The organism is Minwuia thermotolerans (assembly GCF_002924445.1).
GTDB classification, from domain to species: Bacteria; Pseudomonadota; Alphaproteobacteria; order Minwuiales; family Minwuiaceae; genus Minwuia; species Minwuia thermotolerans.
This window is the reverse complement of sequence record NZ_PIGG01000076.1, coordinates 52,655-68,693: the sequence shown is the minus strand read 5'-3', so window position 1 is coordinate 68,693 and position 16,039 is coordinate 52,655. Positions and strand designations below refer to the sequence as shown.

Genomic DNA, 16,039 nt, shown 5'->3' with positions numbered 1-16,039 from the left:
TCGCGGTTGCGGCATGATCCGGCGCATGCATAGCGTGTCACAACTTCGGGCCCGGATCGGCAGACCCATCGCCGGGCTCCTCGCGGGCCTTTTCATCTGCCTCTCGACGCCGCAGCAGGTGGCTGCGGAGACTTCCGCCAAGGAAATCGCTCCGGTCCTGATCCAGCTGATGGAGAGCGGAGCGCCCGCCGGCGAGGAAGGTACGCAGGCATTGGCGGAAGCCCTGCGGGACTTCTACCGCGCGCGGTCGGGCGCCCCCCTCTGGTTCGGCGCCGGCGCAGAAGGACAGGCCCGGCTCGCGGCGGGCCTCGAAGTTCTGGCCGATGCCGGCAGCGAAGGGATCGATCCCAACGACTACAGGCTCTCGCTGCTGGCCGGCGGACTGGCGGAAGCCGCGAAGAGCGACGACGCCGCGACGCTGGCCGCCACGGAACTCCAGGCCACGCTGGGCCTGCTGCGTTATGCGCGCGATGTCTCCGTCGGCCGCACGGGACCGGCCAGGACCGATCCCAACGTCTTCGTCGCCGCAAAGACCTTCGATCCCGCGCCCGTGCTGAACGCCTTCGCCGACCCGGCGGCGAACCCCGGCGACGTGCTGCGCGCCATGCCGCCGTCCCACCGCGAGTATGCCGGGTTGCGGGACGCGCTCCGGCGCTACACGGAGCTGCGGGGCGAACCGCGCCGGGTGGACGAAGGGCCGGCGCTGAAGCCCGGCATGCGCGATCCCAGGGTGGCCCAGATGCGCACCCGGCTCGCCTTCTTCGGCGATCTAGGCGCCACCGGGGCGGAAGCCGATCCGGAACTCTACACGCCTCTGCTGGCACAGGCGGTCAGGCGGTTCCAGACCCGTCACGGCCTGGAGACCGACGCCATCGCCGGCGCGCAGACGCTGGGTGCGTTGAACGTGGCGAAGTCCGAGCGGCTGCACACGATCCGCCTCAACATGGAACGCTGGCGCTGGCTGCCGCACGAACTCGGCGAGCGTTTCGTGCTGGTCAACATCGCGGGCTTTCAGGCCGAGATGGTGGAAGATGGCCGGGTTGTGGACCAGATGCGGGCGGTCGTCGGCCGCACCTACCGCATGACGCCAGTGTTCTCCGACCGTATTTCCTATGTCGAGGTGAATCCGACGTGGACGGTGCCGCCGAAGATCGCGCGCAAGGACCTGCTGCCCAGGATCAAGGCCGATCCGGGCTATCTGGCGGAAGGCGGCTACGAGGTCTTCGCTGGCTGGGGCGAGGGTGCGGCGCGGCTCGACCCGTCGAGCATCGACTGGAGCCGTTACGGCGAAGGCTATTTCCCCTTCCGGCTGCGCCAGAGGCCCGGGCCGAAGAACGCGCTGGGCGAGGTCAAGGTGATGTTCCCCAACCGCTTCGACGTCTATCTGCACGACACGCCGGCGCGGGAACTGTTCCAGCGAAGCGTGCGCGCCTATTCGTCGGGTTGTATCCGGCTCGAGCGCCCCTTCGACATGGTGAATTGGCTGATGAACGTGACCGGCGGTCCCGGCCCCGGCGAGATCGACAGCCTGAGGGAAAGCCGGAAGACCGCGGTGGTCGGCCTGCCCGATACCGTGCCGGTGCACCTCATCTACGCGACCGCGTGGACCTCCCCGGGCGGCAATGTCCATTTCCGCCACGACATCTACAACCGCGACCGGTTGCTGAACCGCAGCTTGCAGGCGCGTTAACCAGAAATTCGGAAGCGCGTGTTGCAGTGGAAACCGGGTTGACGCAGCGGCCGGGCAATGGCCTTCTGTCGGCGTCGCAGTAGCATATCATACGTGAAGGAAACTGGATGAACGACACCCACGATGGGGACGTCCGCGACGTCCCTCGTGCGCCCGCGATCGCGCGGCGCGTCTTTCTTGGCGGGCTTGGCGCAGCGGCGCTCACCGCGGGTTTCGGCCTGCCGTCGGGCGCAGCCCTGGCGGCCCAGCCCGTGGCCCGGAGCCTCAGCTTCAACAACCTCCATACCGGCGAACGCCTGAAGACGGTATTCCAGGAACACGGCCAGTTCGATCCCGCCGCCCTGGGCGAGATCAACCATCTTCTGCGCGATCACCGCACCGGCGACGTCGAAGACATCGATCCCCGGCTGCTCGTCCTGCTCAGCGATCTCAGGCACAAGCTGGGCAGCAAATCGCCATTCCAGGTGATCTCCGGCTACCGCTCGCCCAAGACCAACGCCATGCTCGCTTCCAACAGCAGCGGCGTGGCCAAGAAGAGCTATCACATGCGGGGCATGGCCATCGACTGCTACCTGCCCGACGTGGATCTGCGGAAGCTGCACAAGGCGGCCCTGCAGCAGCGCGGCGGCGGGGTCGGACTCTACGCCAGGTCCGGCTTCGTGCACCTCGACGTGGGCCGCGTCCGCTCCTGGTAGGGGCGCCCGCAGCCGAACGGTAACCAGAAATCAGACGCCGCCGGCGCCCGGGCGCCGGCGGCGTTTTCGTTTCCGGCCGCAGATGCGCAGATGCGCCCTCGCCCGGTCGCAGACCTCGTAGAGGATGTCGCCCGCCGGCTTCCACGCATGGGCCATGTCGTTGACGAAGAAGTCGTTGGTCAGGGCGCCATGGCTATCTCTTGCCGTCACCGGCAATCGTCGGGCGACATGCGCTGGAACAAATGGCTGATCGACGGACCAGCCAGACTTCCGCTGCGGCTGTCGGACGCGCTTGCTTTCGGGTGCACAACCGTTCAGCATCCGCATCAGCGGCAATAACAATCAGGGGGGTTGCCCCATGAGTGACAATAATACCGCCGTCGATGATGAATTCGCCCGTCCGGCGGATCGGCGCAGGGCTGAAATCCGGACCTTTCTATTCACCACTTTTGTCGTGATTCCAGCGCTTGCGGTGGCTTTTGTGGGCGCCTACGGCTTCATTGTCTGGATTTCGCAGATGATTTTCGGCCCTCCTGGCCCCCCTCCGGGCTGATCGGGGGAGCGTGCCATGCCAGCCAACCCCCAGCCGCCGGATAGAAGCCGACGCGCCTTCCTGGGCGGGCGCAGCCGACCGGGTCCGCCGCCCCTACGCCCGCCATGGACCGACGAGATTCGCCTGAGCGACGCCTGCACGCGCTGTCAGGCCTGTGTCGAGGCCTGCCCGGAAGGGATCCTGACCAAGGGCGAAGGCGGCTTTCCGGCCGTGGATTTCCGCAAGGGCTCCGGCGAGTGCACCTTCTGCGGCGCATGTGCCGATGCCTGCCCCGAACCGGTCTTCACCGATACCACCGACGCGCCCTGGCGTCTGAAGATCACGATCGACGAGGGCGCCTGCCTGCCGCACAGCGGCGTGCATTGCGAGACATGTCGCGACGCCTGCGAGCCCGACGCGATCCGTTTCGCGCCACGGATCGGCGGACCCTCGACGCCGTCCATCGATTTCGAGCGCTGCACCAGCTGCGGCGCCTGTATCGGCGTCTGCCCGTCCAGGGCGATGCGGATCGCACCAGCGGAGGCGACGCGATGAATTCCAGCGTCCACATCGCCAGCCTGGTGGTGCAATGCCGCCCGGAGAAACTGGGCCAGGTTCAGACCGCCATCGCCGCCGAACCGGGCACCGAAATCCACGCCGCTGATCCGGCGGGCAAGCTCGTCGTGGTCGTGGAGACCGCCACCGAGGGGGCGATCACCGATCTGTCCTTCCGCCTCGGCCACACCGACGGCGTCCTGAGCTGCAACCTCGTCTACCACGCCGTCGACGACGGCGAGGCCGCGCCTTTCCAGGGGAGTTCAGCATGAACGAGATCAATATCACCCGACGTTCCGTGCTCAAGGCGCAGGCGGCCGCGACCGCCGCCGCGGCCGCCGGCATCGCCCTGCCGGCCGGCGCGCAGAACCTGGTCACCGAACGGGAGAAGACGGACCTCAAATGGTCGAAGGCGCCCTGCCGGTTCTGCGGCACCGGCTGCTCGGTCATGGTCGCCACCAAGGACAACCACGTCGTCGCCACTCACGGCGACGTGAAGTCCGAGGTCAACCGCGGCCTGAACTGCGTGAAGGGCTATTTCCTGTCCAAGATCATGTACGGCACGGACCGGCTGACCAGGCCGCTGCTGCGCATGCGCAACGGCCAGTACGCCAAGGACGGCGAATTCACGGAAGTGAGCTGGGATACCGCCTTCGACGTCATGGCCGAGAAGTTCAAGGCCGCGCTGAAGGAGAAGGGCCCAAGCGCCGTCGGCATGTTCGGTTCCGGCCAGTGGACGGTGTGGGAGGGTTATGCCGCAGCCAAGCTCTACAAGGCCGGCTTCCGCTCCAACAACATCGATCCCAACGCCCGGCACTGCATGGCCTCCGCCGTCGGCGGGTTCATGCGCACCTTCGGCATGGACGAGCCCATGGGCTGCTATGACGATATCGAGGCGGCGGACGCCTTCTTCCTCTGGGGCTCCAACATGGCGGAGATGCATCCGATCCTGTGGACACGGGTGACCGACCGCCGCCTCAGCGCCCCGCACGTGAAGGTGGGCGTGCTGTCGACCTTCGAGCACCGCTCCTTCGACCTGGCCGACATTCCGATGGTGTTCACGCCGCACACCGACCTGGTGCTGCTGAACTTCATCGCCAACCACATCATCCAGACGGGCCGGGTGAACGAGGACTTCGTCGGCCGCCACACCATCTTCCGGCGCGGCAATACCAGCATCGGCTACGGCCTCCGGCCCGAGCACGCGCTGGAAAAGGCCGCGATGAATGCGGACGCGCCGTCGGGCTCCACCGACATGACCTTCGAGGAGTTCAGGGACTTCGTCGCCGACTACACGCTGGACAAGGCGCACGAGATGTCCGGCGTGCCGAAGGAACGGCTGCTGGAGATGGCGGAGCTCTACGCCGACCCGGACGTGAAGGTCACATCCTTCTGGACCATGGGCTTCAACCAGCACACCCGTGGCGTCTGGGCCAACAACCTGATCTACAACATCCACCTGCTGACCGGAAAGATCGCCACGCCGGGCAACAGCCCGTTCTCGCTGACCGGCCAGCCCTCGGCCTGCGGCACGGCGCGCGAGGTCGGCACCTTCTCCCACCGCCTGCCGGCGGACATGGTGGTGATGAACCCCGCGCACAGGCAGTACGCGGAGAAGATCTGGAAACTGCCCGACGGCACGATCCCCGCCGAGCCCGGCTACCACGCCGTGCTGCAGAACCGGATGCTGAAGGACGGCAAGCTCAACGCCTACTGGGTGCAGGTGAACAACAACATGCAGGCGGCGCCCAACATGATGGAGGAGACGCTGCCGGGCTACCGCAACCCGGAGAACTTCATCGTCGTCTCCGACGCCTATCCGACGGTTACCGCCCAGGCCGCCGACCTGATACTGCCCACCGCCATGTGGGTGGAGAAGGAGGGCGCCTACGGCAACGCCGAGCGGCGCACCCAGTTCTGGCGCCAGCTGGTCGACGCGCCGGGCGAGTCCCGCTCCGACCTCTGGCAGGTGGTCGAATTCTCCAAACGCTTCTCGATGGAAGAGGTCTGGCCCGAGGAGCTGCTGGCCCAGGCCCCGGAATACCGCGGCAAGACGCTTTATGACGTCCTGTTCCGCAACGGCCAGGTAGACGCCTACCCGCTGTCCGAAACGGCCGGGGACTACGCCAATGACGAAGCGGAGGCGTTCGGCTTCTACATCCAGAAGGGCCTGTTCGAGGAATACGCCCGCTTCGGCCGCGGCAAGGCCCACGACCTGGCGGACTTCGACACCTATCACGAGGTGCGCGGCCTGCGCTGGCCGGTGGTCGACGGCCAGGAAACCCGCTGGCGCTACCGCGAGGGGACGGATCCGTATGTCGAGCCCGGAACGGGCTACCAGTTCTACGGCTATCCCGACGGGCGGGCGCGGATCTTCGCCCTGCCCTACGAGCCGCCGGCGGAGAGCCCGGACGCGGAATATCCGATCTGGCTGTCGACGGGCCGCGTGCTGGAGCACTGGCATTCGGGGTCGATGACCCGGCGGGTGCCGGAACTCCACAAGGCCGTGCCCAACGCGCTCTGCTACATGCACATCGACGACGCGCGCGAGATGGGACTGCGCCGCGGCGACGAGATCAGGGTCGTCTCCCGCCGGGGCAGCATCCGCACACGGGTGGAGACCAAGGGCCGCAACCGCCCGCCCAGAGGCCTTGTCTTCGTTCCGTGGTTCGACGCCAGTCAGCTCATCAACAAGGTCACGCTGGACGCCACGGACCCGATCTCGAAACAGACCGACTTCAAGAAGTGTGCCGTCAGGATCGAGAAGGTCTGAGCGTGCGCGCAAGGGAGGACAAGCACATGCCGAAGCGCCTCGCGATGATCACCGCCGCCCTGCTGGCGCTGGCGGCCGCGCCGCTGCTGGCCCAGGACATCCGCACCGACGTCGACCCGGCCGCCGCGCTCAAGGGGCTGCGCGGACCGGCCGCGCTGTCCCAGCACAACGAAGCTCCGACGATGACGCAGCTGGAGGACGGCGCGGAGCGGCGGGTCCGCAACTACCCGGAGCAGCCGCCGACCATTCCGCACGACATCGACGGCTACCAGGTCGACCTCAACGCCAACAAGTGCCTGTCCTGCCACGCCAGGACCCGCACCGGCGAGAGCGGGGCGCCCATGGTTTCGGTCACCCACTTCATGGACCGCGACGGGCAGTTTCTCGCGGCCGTTTCGCCGCGGCGCTATTTCTGCACCCAGTGCCATGTGCCGCAGCACCGGGTCGCCGAAGAGGTCGGCAACAGCTTCGTCGACATAGACAGCCTGATCGCGCCCCGCGCGGACCGGCAATAGGCGGAGGTCGGGATGCGCAAACTGCTTCACTGGCTGCGGCTCTACTGGCGCACGCTCTGGCGGGCGCCGCTGCACCTCAGCCTGGGCGCGGTCACCCTCGCCGGCTTCGCTGCGGGCGTGATCTTCTGGGGCGGCTTCAACACGGCGCTGGAGGCGACCAACACCGAGGAGTTCTGCGTTTCCTGCCACGAGATGGAGAACAACGTCTTCAACGAGCTGAAGAGCACGGTCCACTTCTCCAACGCCTCGGGCGTGCGGGCGACCTGTCCCGACTGCCACGTGCCGCATGACTGGACCGACAAGATCGCGCGCAAGATGCAGGCCTCGAAGGAAGTCTGGGGCCATCTCTTCGGCACCATCAGTACGCGCGAGAAATTCCTGGAGGAGCGCCTGCGGCTGGCCAAGCACGAATGGCACCGGCTGAAGGAGAACGACTCGCTGGAATGCCGCAACTGCCACAGCGAGGAGTCGATGGACCTGACCCGGCAGAGCCCGCGCGCGGCCGAGGCGCATCGCGAGCGCCTGATTACCGGGGCGAAGACGTGCATCGACTGCCACAAGGGTATCGCTCACGAACTGCCCAACATGGCCGGCGTCGAGGGCTGGCAGTAGGGGTCGGCCTTCCGGCGCGGATGAAACTGTTCTAGCTTCCTCCCCCGCAACCGCAGAGGGGGGAATCGAGGGCATGGACGGCATTCTGGACGAGGTGACATTCCGGCAGGTGCCGACGAACGGGATCGAGCTGCGCGTCGCCACGCTGGGCGACGGGCCGCTGGTGCTCATGGTCCACGGCTTCCCCGAAAGCTGGTATTCCTGGCGTCACCAGATGAAGCCGATCGCGGAGCTGGGCTTCACGGCGGCGGCGGTGGACGTGCGCGGCTATGGCGGCAGCGACAAACCCCACCCGGTCGAGGCCTACCGCCTGGAGGAGATCACCGCCGACATCGCCGGCGTCGCCGACGCCCTGGGCGGCGGCAGCGCCATCCTGATCGGCCACGACTGGGGCGCGCCGATCGTCTGGAACACCGCGCTTCTCCATCCGGAAAAGATCCGCGGCGTGGCCGGGCTGTCGGTGCCCTACATGCCCATGGGGGAGCGGTCGTTCATCGACGTCGTCCGCGCTGCCTTCACTGACCGCGGGCGCTTCTTCTACCAGGTCTATTTCCAGGACGAGGGCGTGGCGGAAGCCGAGCTGGAGGCGGACGTCCGCGCCAGTCTGCGCCGCTTCTGTTACGCCATCTCCGGCGATGCGCCGGACGGCACCTGGCCGGTCGACAAGCCCCACGGCGCGGCGCTGCTGGAGCGCCTGCCCGACCCGGACCCCTTCCCTGCCTGGCTGACGGAAGCGGACATCGACTACTACGTGGCCGAGTTCGAGCGTTCCGGCTTTCGCGGGCCGCTCAACCGCTACCGCAACCACGGCGCCGATCATGCCTTCCTCAGACCGCACGCGAAGACGCCGATCGTCCAGCCATCGCTGTTCATCGGCGGCACCCGCGACCTGGTCCTGAAGATGCTCCCCGGCGTCGACATGGTGGCGATGATGCGGCCGAACCTGCCCGGCCTGCGCGGCGCCCGCCTGCTGGACGGCATCGGCCACTGGACCCAGCAGGAGGCGCCGGACGAGGTCAACGAACTGCTCACCGGCTGGCTGAAGGGGTTCCGGGCCGCCGAATGACCCGCCCGAAGGCCTATCTCGCCGGACCGGACGTGTTCCTGCCGGACGCACGCCGGGCGCTGGCGATCAAGGCGGACATCTGCCGCGCCGCGGGGCTGGAACCGCTGCCGCCGGTGGACGGAGAGAGCGACGGTGGGGCCGCCGACCCCCTGGCCAGGGCGCGCGCCATCGCCCGGGGCAACGAGGCGCTGATGGACCGCGCCGACCTGATCGTCGCCGACTTCACGCCCTTCCGCGGGCCTGGGATGGACGCGGGCACGGCCTTCGAGGTCGGCTACATGCGCGCCCTGGGCAAACCCGTCTTCGCCTATACCAACCTGCCCGGCGCCTACATGGAACGCGTGCAGGAACTCGGCCTGATCGGGCCGGAGGGGACGCGCGACCGGGACAGGTTGCTGATCGAGGATTTCGGCCTCGCCGAGAACCTGATGCTGGCGACGGTGGCCAGGGGCGGCGTCTTCGCCCCGGCGGCGCGGCCCGCTGATATCCGCCGCGACCTGGAGAGCTTCCGCCTCGCAGTCGCCGCCGCCGCCGAGATGCTGACGTGAGCCGCGCCGCCCGAATCCCTATCTGAAGCGGGCCCGGGCGCGCTCCATGGCCGCATCGAGATCCTTCCAGGCGTTCTCGACCCCCGCCTGGATATCGCCCAGCACGGCTTCGCCGGCCTGACGCAGCTTGTCCATGCGGCGTTCGAATTCGGCGCGCCGCGCTTTCAGGTGCGAAAGGCTTTCGGCGTATTCCAGCTGGGCGTCGGCGTCCTTGCTCCTGGCCTCGGCCTTCAGCCGATCCATCTCGGCGTCGATGGCCTCCAGCCGGGTCTCCATCTTCTTTCGATAGGCGTCATTGGCGGTCATGGCCTGGTCCTCCGCGAACTGCATCGTTCCGACGATTCACAATCTGGGAAGCGGCGGCGCGGACGCAATCGAGAGCGCTACTCCGCCGCCTCCACACGGGCCAGCGGCAGGACCAGGCTGAAGCAGCTTCCCGTCCCGTCGCTGCGGGTCAGCTCCAGCCGGCCGCCGAGCCGCCGGGCGATCTGCGCACTGATCGCCAGGCCGAGACCGGTGCCGGACCGGCCCCGCTCGATCTGCCGCCAGCCGCGGGCGAACTTCGAAAACAGGTGATCGGCCTCGACGTCGTCGACGCCGGGGCCGTTGTCTTCGACATGGACGCGGTAGTCGCCGTCCGCCGTCTCGCAGGCGATGCGCACCCAGGGTTCGGGGTTGTCGTTGTACTTGATGGCGTTGGAAATCAGGTTGATCAGCACCTGGGCGATACGGTCCCGGTCGCCATTGACGCGCGCAAGCAGCCCCGCGTCCTCGTGCTCGATACGGACGCCGGAATCGGCGGCCAACCCCTCACAGGCGGAGATGGCGCGCTCCACCGCAGCCTCGGGGTCCAGCAGTTCCATCTTCCAGTTGACCTCGCCGCGCTCCAGATGACTGAGGTCCAGGATCTCGTTCAGCAGGCCGGTCAGGCGGATGCTCTCGTCGTGGATGATGCGGACGAAGCGCCGCGCCTGCTCCGGCGGCAGGTCCCCGGCGTTCATCAGCACCTCGGCGAAGGAGCGGATCGAGGTCATCGGCGTCCGGAGCTCGTGGCTGACCTGGCTGAGGAAGTCGTCCTTTTCGTTGTCCAGGCGCATCAGCCGCTCGTTGGCCCGCCTGAGCTCGCCGGCGGTGCGCTCCAGCGCGCGGGAATTCGCCTCCAGCGCCTGGCTGTACTCGATCACCTGCTGGGTCTCGTCGACCATGCGGATGATCTCGTCGAAGCTGATGGTCTCCCCGGAGACGACCTCGGAGATCATCACCCTGGCGGAAGCGGCGCCGACGCTGCCGCCGATCTCGCGCTCCAGATGGGCGATGAAGGAGGCGTCGGGCGTCGGCGTCTCGTCGCCATGGCCCTGGCGGACGGCGAACTCCCGGAACAGCCGGTCGGCCCGCTCCGCGCCCAGGATGCGGCGGGTGAGGATGCGCAGATCGTCGATCGCCGCAGTGCGCACCAGGGCGCGCGATTCATTGCCCGCCGGATTGCGGAAGACATTGACGAACAGCGCGCTCTGCAGCCGTTCCAGCGGCCGCGGCTCGCTGAACAGCGAACCGGCCACCAGCAGCACGACATTGGCCGTCAGGCTCCAGACGACCGAGTGAACCAGCGGGTCCATGTCGGTCAGGCCGAACAGGGCCTGTGGCCGGAGGAAGGCGTAGCCGCCCAGTCCGTCGCGCACGATTCCGGCGACGATGTTGCCTTCGGCCGCAAGGCTGGGCAGCAGCAGGGTGTAGGTCCACAGCAGCACCCCGCCCACCAGGCCCAGCTTGGCGCCGGCCGCGGTGGCGCGCCGCCAGTAGAGGCCCGCCAGCATGGGCGGCAGGAACTGCGCGACGCCGGCGAAGGCGATCAGGCCCATGGAAGCCAGGGCCTCGTTCTGGGCGGAGAAGCGGTAGTAGAGCAGGCCCAGACCCAGCACCAGGACGATGGAGAAGCGGCGGCTGTTGAGCACCAGCGTCTTCAGGTCGCCGGAGCGGTTGAAGCCGAGCCAGGGCATGCGCAGCACCACCGGCATGACGATGTGGTTGGAGATCATGATCGAGAGCGCGATACAGGCCACGATCACCATGGACGTCGCCGAGGAAAAGCCGCCGATGAAGGCGAACAGCGCCAGCATGTCCTGGTCGGCGGCCATGGGCAGGGTAAGCACGAACATGTCCGGGTCCGCGCCCTCGGGCAGCATGGTCAGCCCCGCCAGGGCGATGGGCAGCACGAACAGGCAGATCAGCAGCAGATAGAGCGGGAACAGCCAGCCGGCGGTCTGCAGGTGCGCCTCGTGCGAGTTCTCGACCACCGTGACCTGGAACTGGCGCGGCAGGCAGAGTATGGCGGCGGCGGCAAGGAAGGTCAGCGCCGCCCAGCGGCCGCCGAACATGTCCTCGCGCTGCAGCAGCGCCCGCGCCCTGTCATTGTCGAACAGCTCCCCCATGCCGCCGGCGGCGAAGATCACGAAGACGCCGACCAGCACCAGCGCCAGCAGCTTGACCAGCGCCTCGAAGGCGATGGCGGCGACCACGCCCGGGTGCTGTTCATTGGCCTCCAGATTGCGGGTGCCGAACAGGATGGTGAACAGCGCCATGCCCATCGCCACCCAGAGCGCGCCCTCGAAATCGCCGGCGGCGGCGGTAAGTTCGACGAAGTCCGGATCGTTGGCCGAACTCAGCACCGCGAAGCTGGAGGTCACGGCCTTGAGCTGCAGCGCGATATAGGGGGTGGTGCCGACCACCGCGATCAGGGTGACGAGCACGGCCAGGGTGTTCGATTTGCCGAAGCGCGACGAGATCAGGTCGGCGATCGAGGAGATCCGGTGGACGTGGCCGATGCGCACCAGCTTGCGCAGCAGATACCACCAGCCGATGAAGATCAGGGTCGGCCCGAGATAGATGGTGACGAACTCCAGTCCGCCGCGGGCCGCGGAGCCGACCGCGCCGTAGAATGTCCACGACGTGCAGTAGACCGAGATGGACAGCGTGTAGATCAGCGGCGAATTGGTGATCCAGCGGTTGCCGCGGCGGGTCATGCGGTCGCTGAACCAGGCCAGCAGGAACAGGAAGCCGACATAGCCCAGCGCGATGACGATGACGGCGTCAGCGGTCAGCATCGCCCGCCTCCGCCGCTTCGGCCTCCATTTCCGCCGCCGCGTCCTCGATCGCCAGGCGCTCTGCCCGGCCCAGCCGCCGCGACAGCAGAACGCCCAGCGCGATCAGCCCCGCCCAGACCCCGAAGACGTAGAGCACCACCGCCGGGACGCCGGCGAGGGTCCCGCCGCCGACGAACAGCCCGGCGAAGGGCGGCATGATCAGGATCAGCCCCGCCGCCGGCAGGACCAGCGCGGCGTCGCGGAGCTTCTGGCGGTCCATGGGCACCGCCTCCCTAGCGCCCGGCCAGGCCGATCACGCAGTCGACCACGTCCTGGTTCGAGAAGGGCTTGGTGATGAACGCGGACACGCCCAGCGATTCGGCGACCTTGCGGTCCTTCTCCTGGCCCTTGGCGGTCAGCATCACGACCGGCAGATCGCTGAGGCGGCTGTCGCCCCGGACCGCCTTGAGCACGTCGTAGCCGTCCCGCTTGGGCAGCATCAGGTCCAGGATCATCACATCGGGCCGTATACCGCGCAGCGCCTCGATCGCGGCCTCGCCGTCATAGACGGCGCGGGCGCGGCAGCCGGCGCGCTCGAGAATGAACGTCAGCAGCTCGACGATGTTCGGTTCGTCCTCGGCGATCAGGACCTCGGTCGCCACATCCATTCCCTCCCGCTGGTCCGGGCGTTCTTGGCGCGCCCGGTTCGTTCCCTCGAAGTCTAGCGAACACGAAGTCGCGCCGGTACTCAATCCTCCCGCTCGCGCAGCACCGATTCCTCGCCGCGATGGATGCAGGCGCGGCGGGGGCATAGGCGGCAGGCCGGCCCGACCGCCGTCGCCATCTGCCGCTTCGCCAGATCCAGGCCGTCGCCGTAGACCGTGCGATCGGCATAGACCACATCGCAGGCCAGCATCACCGAGCGCAGGAACGGCTGTTCGTGAAACAGCCCCGGCTCGTGGCGGATGGTGCGGGCGACGAAAAGGTAGCGGCTGCCATTGGGAAACTCTGCCAGTTGCCGGATCACCCGGCCGGGCGTCTGGAAGACGCTGTAGAGCGGCCACAGCGAACAGCCATTGCCCGAGCGCGGGATCGGCAGGCCGGCGACGGGAAAGCGCTTGCTGATATGGCCCGAGGGATCGGCGCGGAAGAAGGCGAAGGGAATGCCCTCCGCGTCCGGCCGGCGCAGCGAGACCAGCCGCTGGAAGACCTGCTCGACGCTCGCGCCGTAGCGCTGGCGCAGCAGTTCCACGTCGTAGCGGAACCGCTCGGCGTCCTCCAGGAAGGCGTCATAGGGCGCCAGCATGGCGGCCGCGGTGTAGGAGGTCAGCGCCTCGAAGGCGCGGGTCCGCGCCTCGTCGCTGGACAGCAGTTCGTCGCGCGCCACCGCGGCCACGGCCGCCGCCTCCGACAGGCGCACCAGCAGCCGGGCGAGCTGGAAACGCCGCGTCGAGGCCGGCGCATTGTCGAGGAAGGTCAGCGTCCGGGCACCGGCGTCATAGTGGCAGAGATTGCGGAAGCGGCCGAGATCGGCTTCCAGCGCCGACTGGTGGCGTATCCCGACGCCGAAGCGCCGCTCGAGATGGCCGGCCAGCGCGCCGTCCTCCAGCGCGCCTTCGGGGCGGACGCGGCGGCGAAGGTCCGCCGCCAGGTCCTCCAGCGCCGGATAGTGGGACCGGTTCTGGATGATGAAGTCGTCGACCTCCTCGGCCGGCGAGAGCGAGCGCGGTCCCGCGTCGGCGGATCCGAAACGCTCGACCAGCTCCTGGGCGAGGGTCGAGAGCTCCCCGCTCTGGGAGAGTATGATGTCGACGAAACGCTGGCGCTGGGCGGCGGTCAGATCGTCGACATTGGTCAGGATCTCGGAGGTGGAGCGAACCGCCGCCGCATGGTTCAGCACCCGATGCACCGCACCGGCCAGCGCCGGATCCTGGGCCAGGCGGTCGCTCATCGCCGCAGCGTGCTGTTCCGCGTCGCGCCGGAGGCGCGCCAGGGCGAGCAGGGCGGCGGCCCAGTCCGGATGACGGCTGACCAGCAGGTTGGCGCTGTCGGGATCGATACGGAGGCCCGCCAGCGACGGGTCGGCCGCCAGCTCGCCGAGGCGCTCGATCAGGCGCCGCTCGGTGGTGCCCGTCAGGACGTCGAGGTGCAGCTCCAGGGCGTCCGCCAGCTTCTTCAGCAGACGGCCGCCGACCGCCCGCTTGTCGGCCTCGATCAGGTTCAGATAGGACGGCGAGATGCCGATGCGCTGGGCCAGCGCGACCTGCGTGACACCGAGCTCCTTGCGGCGCTGACGCACCCTGATCCCGACGGGTCCGGCCACCTGCATGACCCTGCTCCCCCCTGTCCCTGACGCCTCCTCGCAGTCAATTCTTTACAGAACAGCGTCGCTCCTGTTGGTGAATTTTACAAAATTATTAAAGCTTTTCAATGACTAATTGCCCGAATTGACCCGGTGTTTTACCAATTGGTGGGTCTGGATGCGCAGATCCGGGCGACAAGAGCAAGTCGTTTCAAACGATATCCCCACGGGAGGGAACCCAATGAAGATCATCGACAAGAGCCTGTCGCGGCGCAGCCTGCTGAAGACCGGCACGGCGCTCGGCGCCGGCGCCATCGTGGCGCCGACGATTTTCTCCAGCCAGGCCTGGGCGGCCGGCTACACCAACGAACCGAAGGGCGGCACCGTGACCTTCGGCTTCAACGTGCCGCAGACGGGCGCCTATGCCGACGAGGGGGCGGACGAGCTGCGCGCCTACCAGCTGGCGGTCGAGCACATCAACGGCGAAGGCGACGGCGGCATGCTGAACACCTTCTCGTCGAAGGCGCTGCAGGGCAACGGCATCAACGGCAAGAAGGTCGTGTACGTCACCGGCGACACCCAGACCAAGTCCGACGCCGCCCGCGCATCGGCCAAGCGGATGATCGAGAAGGACGGCGCCATCATGATCACCGGCGGCTCATCGTCGGGCGTGGCGATCGCCGTCCAGGGTCTCTGCCAGGACGCCGGCGTCATCTTCATGGCCGGCCTGACGCACTCCAACGACACCACCGGCAAGGACAAGCGCGCCAACGGCTTCCGCCACTTCTTCAACACCGAGATGTCGGGCGCCGCGCTCGGCCCGGTGCTGAAGAACAATTTCGGCACCGACCGCAGGGCCTATCACCTGACGGCCGACTACACCTGGGGCTGGTCGCAGGAAGGCTCGATCAAGAAGTACACCGAGCAGCTCGGTTGGGAGACGGTCGCGGCCGTCCGCACCCCGCTCGGCGCGGGCGACTTCTCGCAGTACATCACGCCGGTGCTGAACTCCGGCGCCGACGTGCTGGTGCTGAACCACTACGGCCGCGACATGGTCAACTCGCTGACCCAGGCGGTCCAGTTCGGCCTGCGCGACAAGCAGGTCAACGGCAAGGACTTCGCCATCGTCGTCCCGCTCTACAGCCGCCTGATGGCCCAGGGCGCGGGCGAGAACGTCAAGGGCATCTTCGGCTCGACGAACTGGCACTGGTCGCTGCAGGACGAGGGCTCGCAGGCCTTCGTCAAATCCTTCGGCCAGAAGTACGGCTTCCCGCCGAGCCAGGCCGCGCACACCACCTACTGCCAGGCCATCCTCTACGCCGACGCCTGCCAGCGCGCCGGCTCCTTCCGGCCCTCCGAGGTCGGCAAGGCGCTCGAGGGCTTCGAGTTCGACGGGCTCGGCAACGGCCCGACGGAATACCGCGCCGAGGATCACCAGTGCTTCAAGGACGTGCTGGTCGTGAAGGGCAAGGAGAACCCGTCGTCCAAGTTCGACGTTCTCGAGGTCGTCGAGGTCACGCCGCGCGCGCAGGTCGAATATCCGGCCAGCATGCTGGGCGGCGAGCTCGGCCCGTACAATGACGGCTCCGCCTAAGAAGAGCCTTCCTCCTCTCCAGAACTGGCAAGGTTGCTCCGGCGTTTCGCCGGAGCAACCTGCTCTTTCCGACCGAA

Annotated in this window: 17 protein-coding genes; 11 read left to right on the top strand and 6 right to left on the bottom strand. The window is 67.8% G+C overall.

What is annotated here, in order from left to right; translation table 11 throughout:
- The first annotated feature begins 25 nt into the window (after window positions 1-25).
- Together CWC60_RS21805 and mepK are read left to right on the top strand one after the other, a co-directional pair.
- Window positions 26-1,690, top strand: a complete 1,665-nt coding sequence (locus tag CWC60_RS21805) for a L,D-transpeptidase family protein (RefSeq protein ID WP_164516687.1) — start codon at window positions 26-28, stop codon at window positions 1,688-1,690.
- Window positions 1,691-1,797: 107 nt separating this feature from the next.
- On the top strand, window positions 1,798-2,385 hold the full coding sequence (mepK, locus tag CWC60_RS21800; RefSeq protein ID WP_109796033.1) for a peptidoglycan L,D-endopeptidase MepK: 588 nt from the start codon (window positions 1,798-1,800) through the stop codon (window positions 2,383-2,385).
- Window positions 2,386-2,415: 30 nt separating this feature from the next.
- Here mepK and CWC60_RS21795 read toward each other — a convergent pair whose 3' ends face one another.
- Window positions 2,416-2,595, bottom strand: coding sequence for a hypothetical protein (locus tag CWC60_RS21795; protein ID WP_109796390.1), 180 nt, complete (start codon window positions 2,593-2,595; stop codon window positions 2,416-2,418).
- A 148-nt stretch (window positions 2,596-2,743) separates the two neighbouring features.
- Between CWC60_RS21795 and napE the strand changes: the two genes are divergently transcribed.
- From napE to CWC60_RS21755, 8 genes are all read left to right on the top strand, one after another.
- Window positions 2,744-2,938: a periplasmic nitrate reductase, NapE protein gene (gene napE, locus CWC60_RS21790; protein WP_109796031.1), complete on the top strand. Its 195-nt coding sequence runs from the start codon at window positions 2,744-2,746 to the stop codon at window positions 2,936-2,938.
- Between the two features lie 15 nt (window positions 2,939-2,953).
- Window positions 2,954-3,472: a ferredoxin-type protein NapF gene (napF, locus tag CWC60_RS21785; protein ID WP_109796030.1), complete on the top strand. Its 519-nt coding sequence runs from the start codon at window positions 2,954-2,956 to the stop codon at window positions 3,470-3,472.
- Entirely contained in the window at window positions 3,469-3,744 is a 276-nt protein-coding gene (locus CWC60_RS21780) for a chaperone NapD (RefSeq protein ID WP_109796029.1), read from the top strand. Before napF ends, CWC60_RS21780 begins: the two co-directional genes overlap by 4 nt.
- Entirely contained in the window at window positions 3,741-6,245 is a 2,505-nt protein-coding gene (gene napA / locus CWC60_RS21775; RefSeq protein WP_109796028.1) for a periplasmic nitrate reductase subunit alpha, read from the top strand. Before CWC60_RS21780 ends, napA begins: the two co-directional genes overlap by 4 nt.
- A gap of 26 nt (window positions 6,246-6,271) precedes the next feature.
- Window positions 6,272-6,760 (top strand): nitrate reductase cytochrome c-type subunit, encoded by a 489-nt coding sequence (locus CWC60_RS21770; protein WP_241147968.1) that lies wholly within the window; start codon window positions 6,272-6,274, stop codon window positions 6,758-6,760.
- A gap of 12 nt (window positions 6,761-6,772) precedes the next feature.
- Window positions 6,773-7,372 carry a NapC/NirT family cytochrome c gene (locus CWC60_RS21765; RefSeq protein ID WP_109796027.1) on the top strand — a complete coding sequence of 200 codons (600 nt, stop codon included), beginning with the start codon at window positions 6,773-6,775 and terminating at the stop codon, window positions 7,370-7,372.
- A gap of 73 nt (window positions 7,373-7,445) precedes the next feature.
- Complete coding sequence (locus CWC60_RS21760; protein ID WP_109796026.1) at window positions 7,446-8,438, top strand: alpha/beta fold hydrolase; 993 nt, start codon at window positions 7,446-7,448, stop codon at window positions 8,436-8,438.
- Window positions 8,435-8,986 carry a nucleoside 2-deoxyribosyltransferase gene (locus tag CWC60_RS21755; protein WP_109796025.1) on the top strand — a complete coding sequence of 184 codons (552 nt, stop codon included), beginning with the start codon at window positions 8,435-8,437 and terminating at the stop codon, window positions 8,984-8,986. Before CWC60_RS21760 ends, CWC60_RS21755 begins: the two co-directional genes overlap by 4 nt.
- Window positions 8,987-9,004: 18 nt before the next feature.
- Here the strand turns inward: CWC60_RS21755 and CWC60_RS21750 are convergent, their stop codons facing one another.
- The 5 genes from CWC60_RS21750 to CWC60_RS21730 all read right to left on the bottom strand — a co-directional run bounded on the left by CWC60_RS21750 (window position 9,005) and on the right by CWC60_RS21730 (window position 14,395).
- Window positions 9,005-9,316, bottom strand: a complete 312-nt coding sequence (locus tag CWC60_RS21750) for a sll1863 family stress response protein (RefSeq protein ID WP_109796024.1) — start codon at window positions 9,314-9,316, stop codon at window positions 9,005-9,007.
- A gap of 53 nt (window positions 9,317-9,369) precedes the next feature.
- The gene (locus tag CWC60_RS21745; RefSeq protein ID WP_109796023.1) at window positions 9,370-12,087 is read right to left on the bottom strand and encodes a sensor histidine kinase; all 2,718 of its coding nucleotides are present in this window, start codon (window positions 12,085-12,087) and stop codon (window positions 9,370-9,372) included.
- On the bottom strand, window positions 12,074-12,346 hold the full coding sequence (locus CWC60_RS21740) for a hypothetical protein (protein WP_109796022.1): 273 nt from the start codon (window positions 12,344-12,346) through the stop codon (window positions 12,074-12,076). Before CWC60_RS21740 ends, CWC60_RS21745 begins: the two co-directional genes overlap by 14 nt.
- 13 nt (window positions 12,347-12,359) lie before the next feature.
- Window positions 12,360-12,734, bottom strand: coding sequence for a response regulator transcription factor (locus tag CWC60_RS21735; protein ID WP_109796021.1), 375 nt, complete (start codon window positions 12,732-12,734; stop codon window positions 12,360-12,362).
- 80 nt (window positions 12,735-12,814) lie between these two features.
- Window positions 12,815-14,395 carry a helix-turn-helix domain-containing protein gene (locus tag CWC60_RS21730; RefSeq protein ID WP_109796020.1) on the bottom strand — a complete coding sequence of 527 codons (1,581 nt, stop codon included), beginning with the start codon at window positions 14,393-14,395 and terminating at the stop codon, window positions 12,815-12,817.
- 214 nt (window positions 14,396-14,609) lie between these two features.
- On the opposite strand from CWC60_RS21730, the gene CWC60_RS21725 reads away from it, so the two are divergent.
- Window positions 14,610-15,962 (top strand): substrate-binding protein, encoded by a 1,353-nt coding sequence (locus tag CWC60_RS21725; RefSeq protein ID WP_109796019.1) that lies wholly within the window; start codon window positions 14,610-14,612, stop codon window positions 15,960-15,962.
- The last annotated feature ends 77 nt before the right edge of the window (window positions 15,963-16,039 follow it).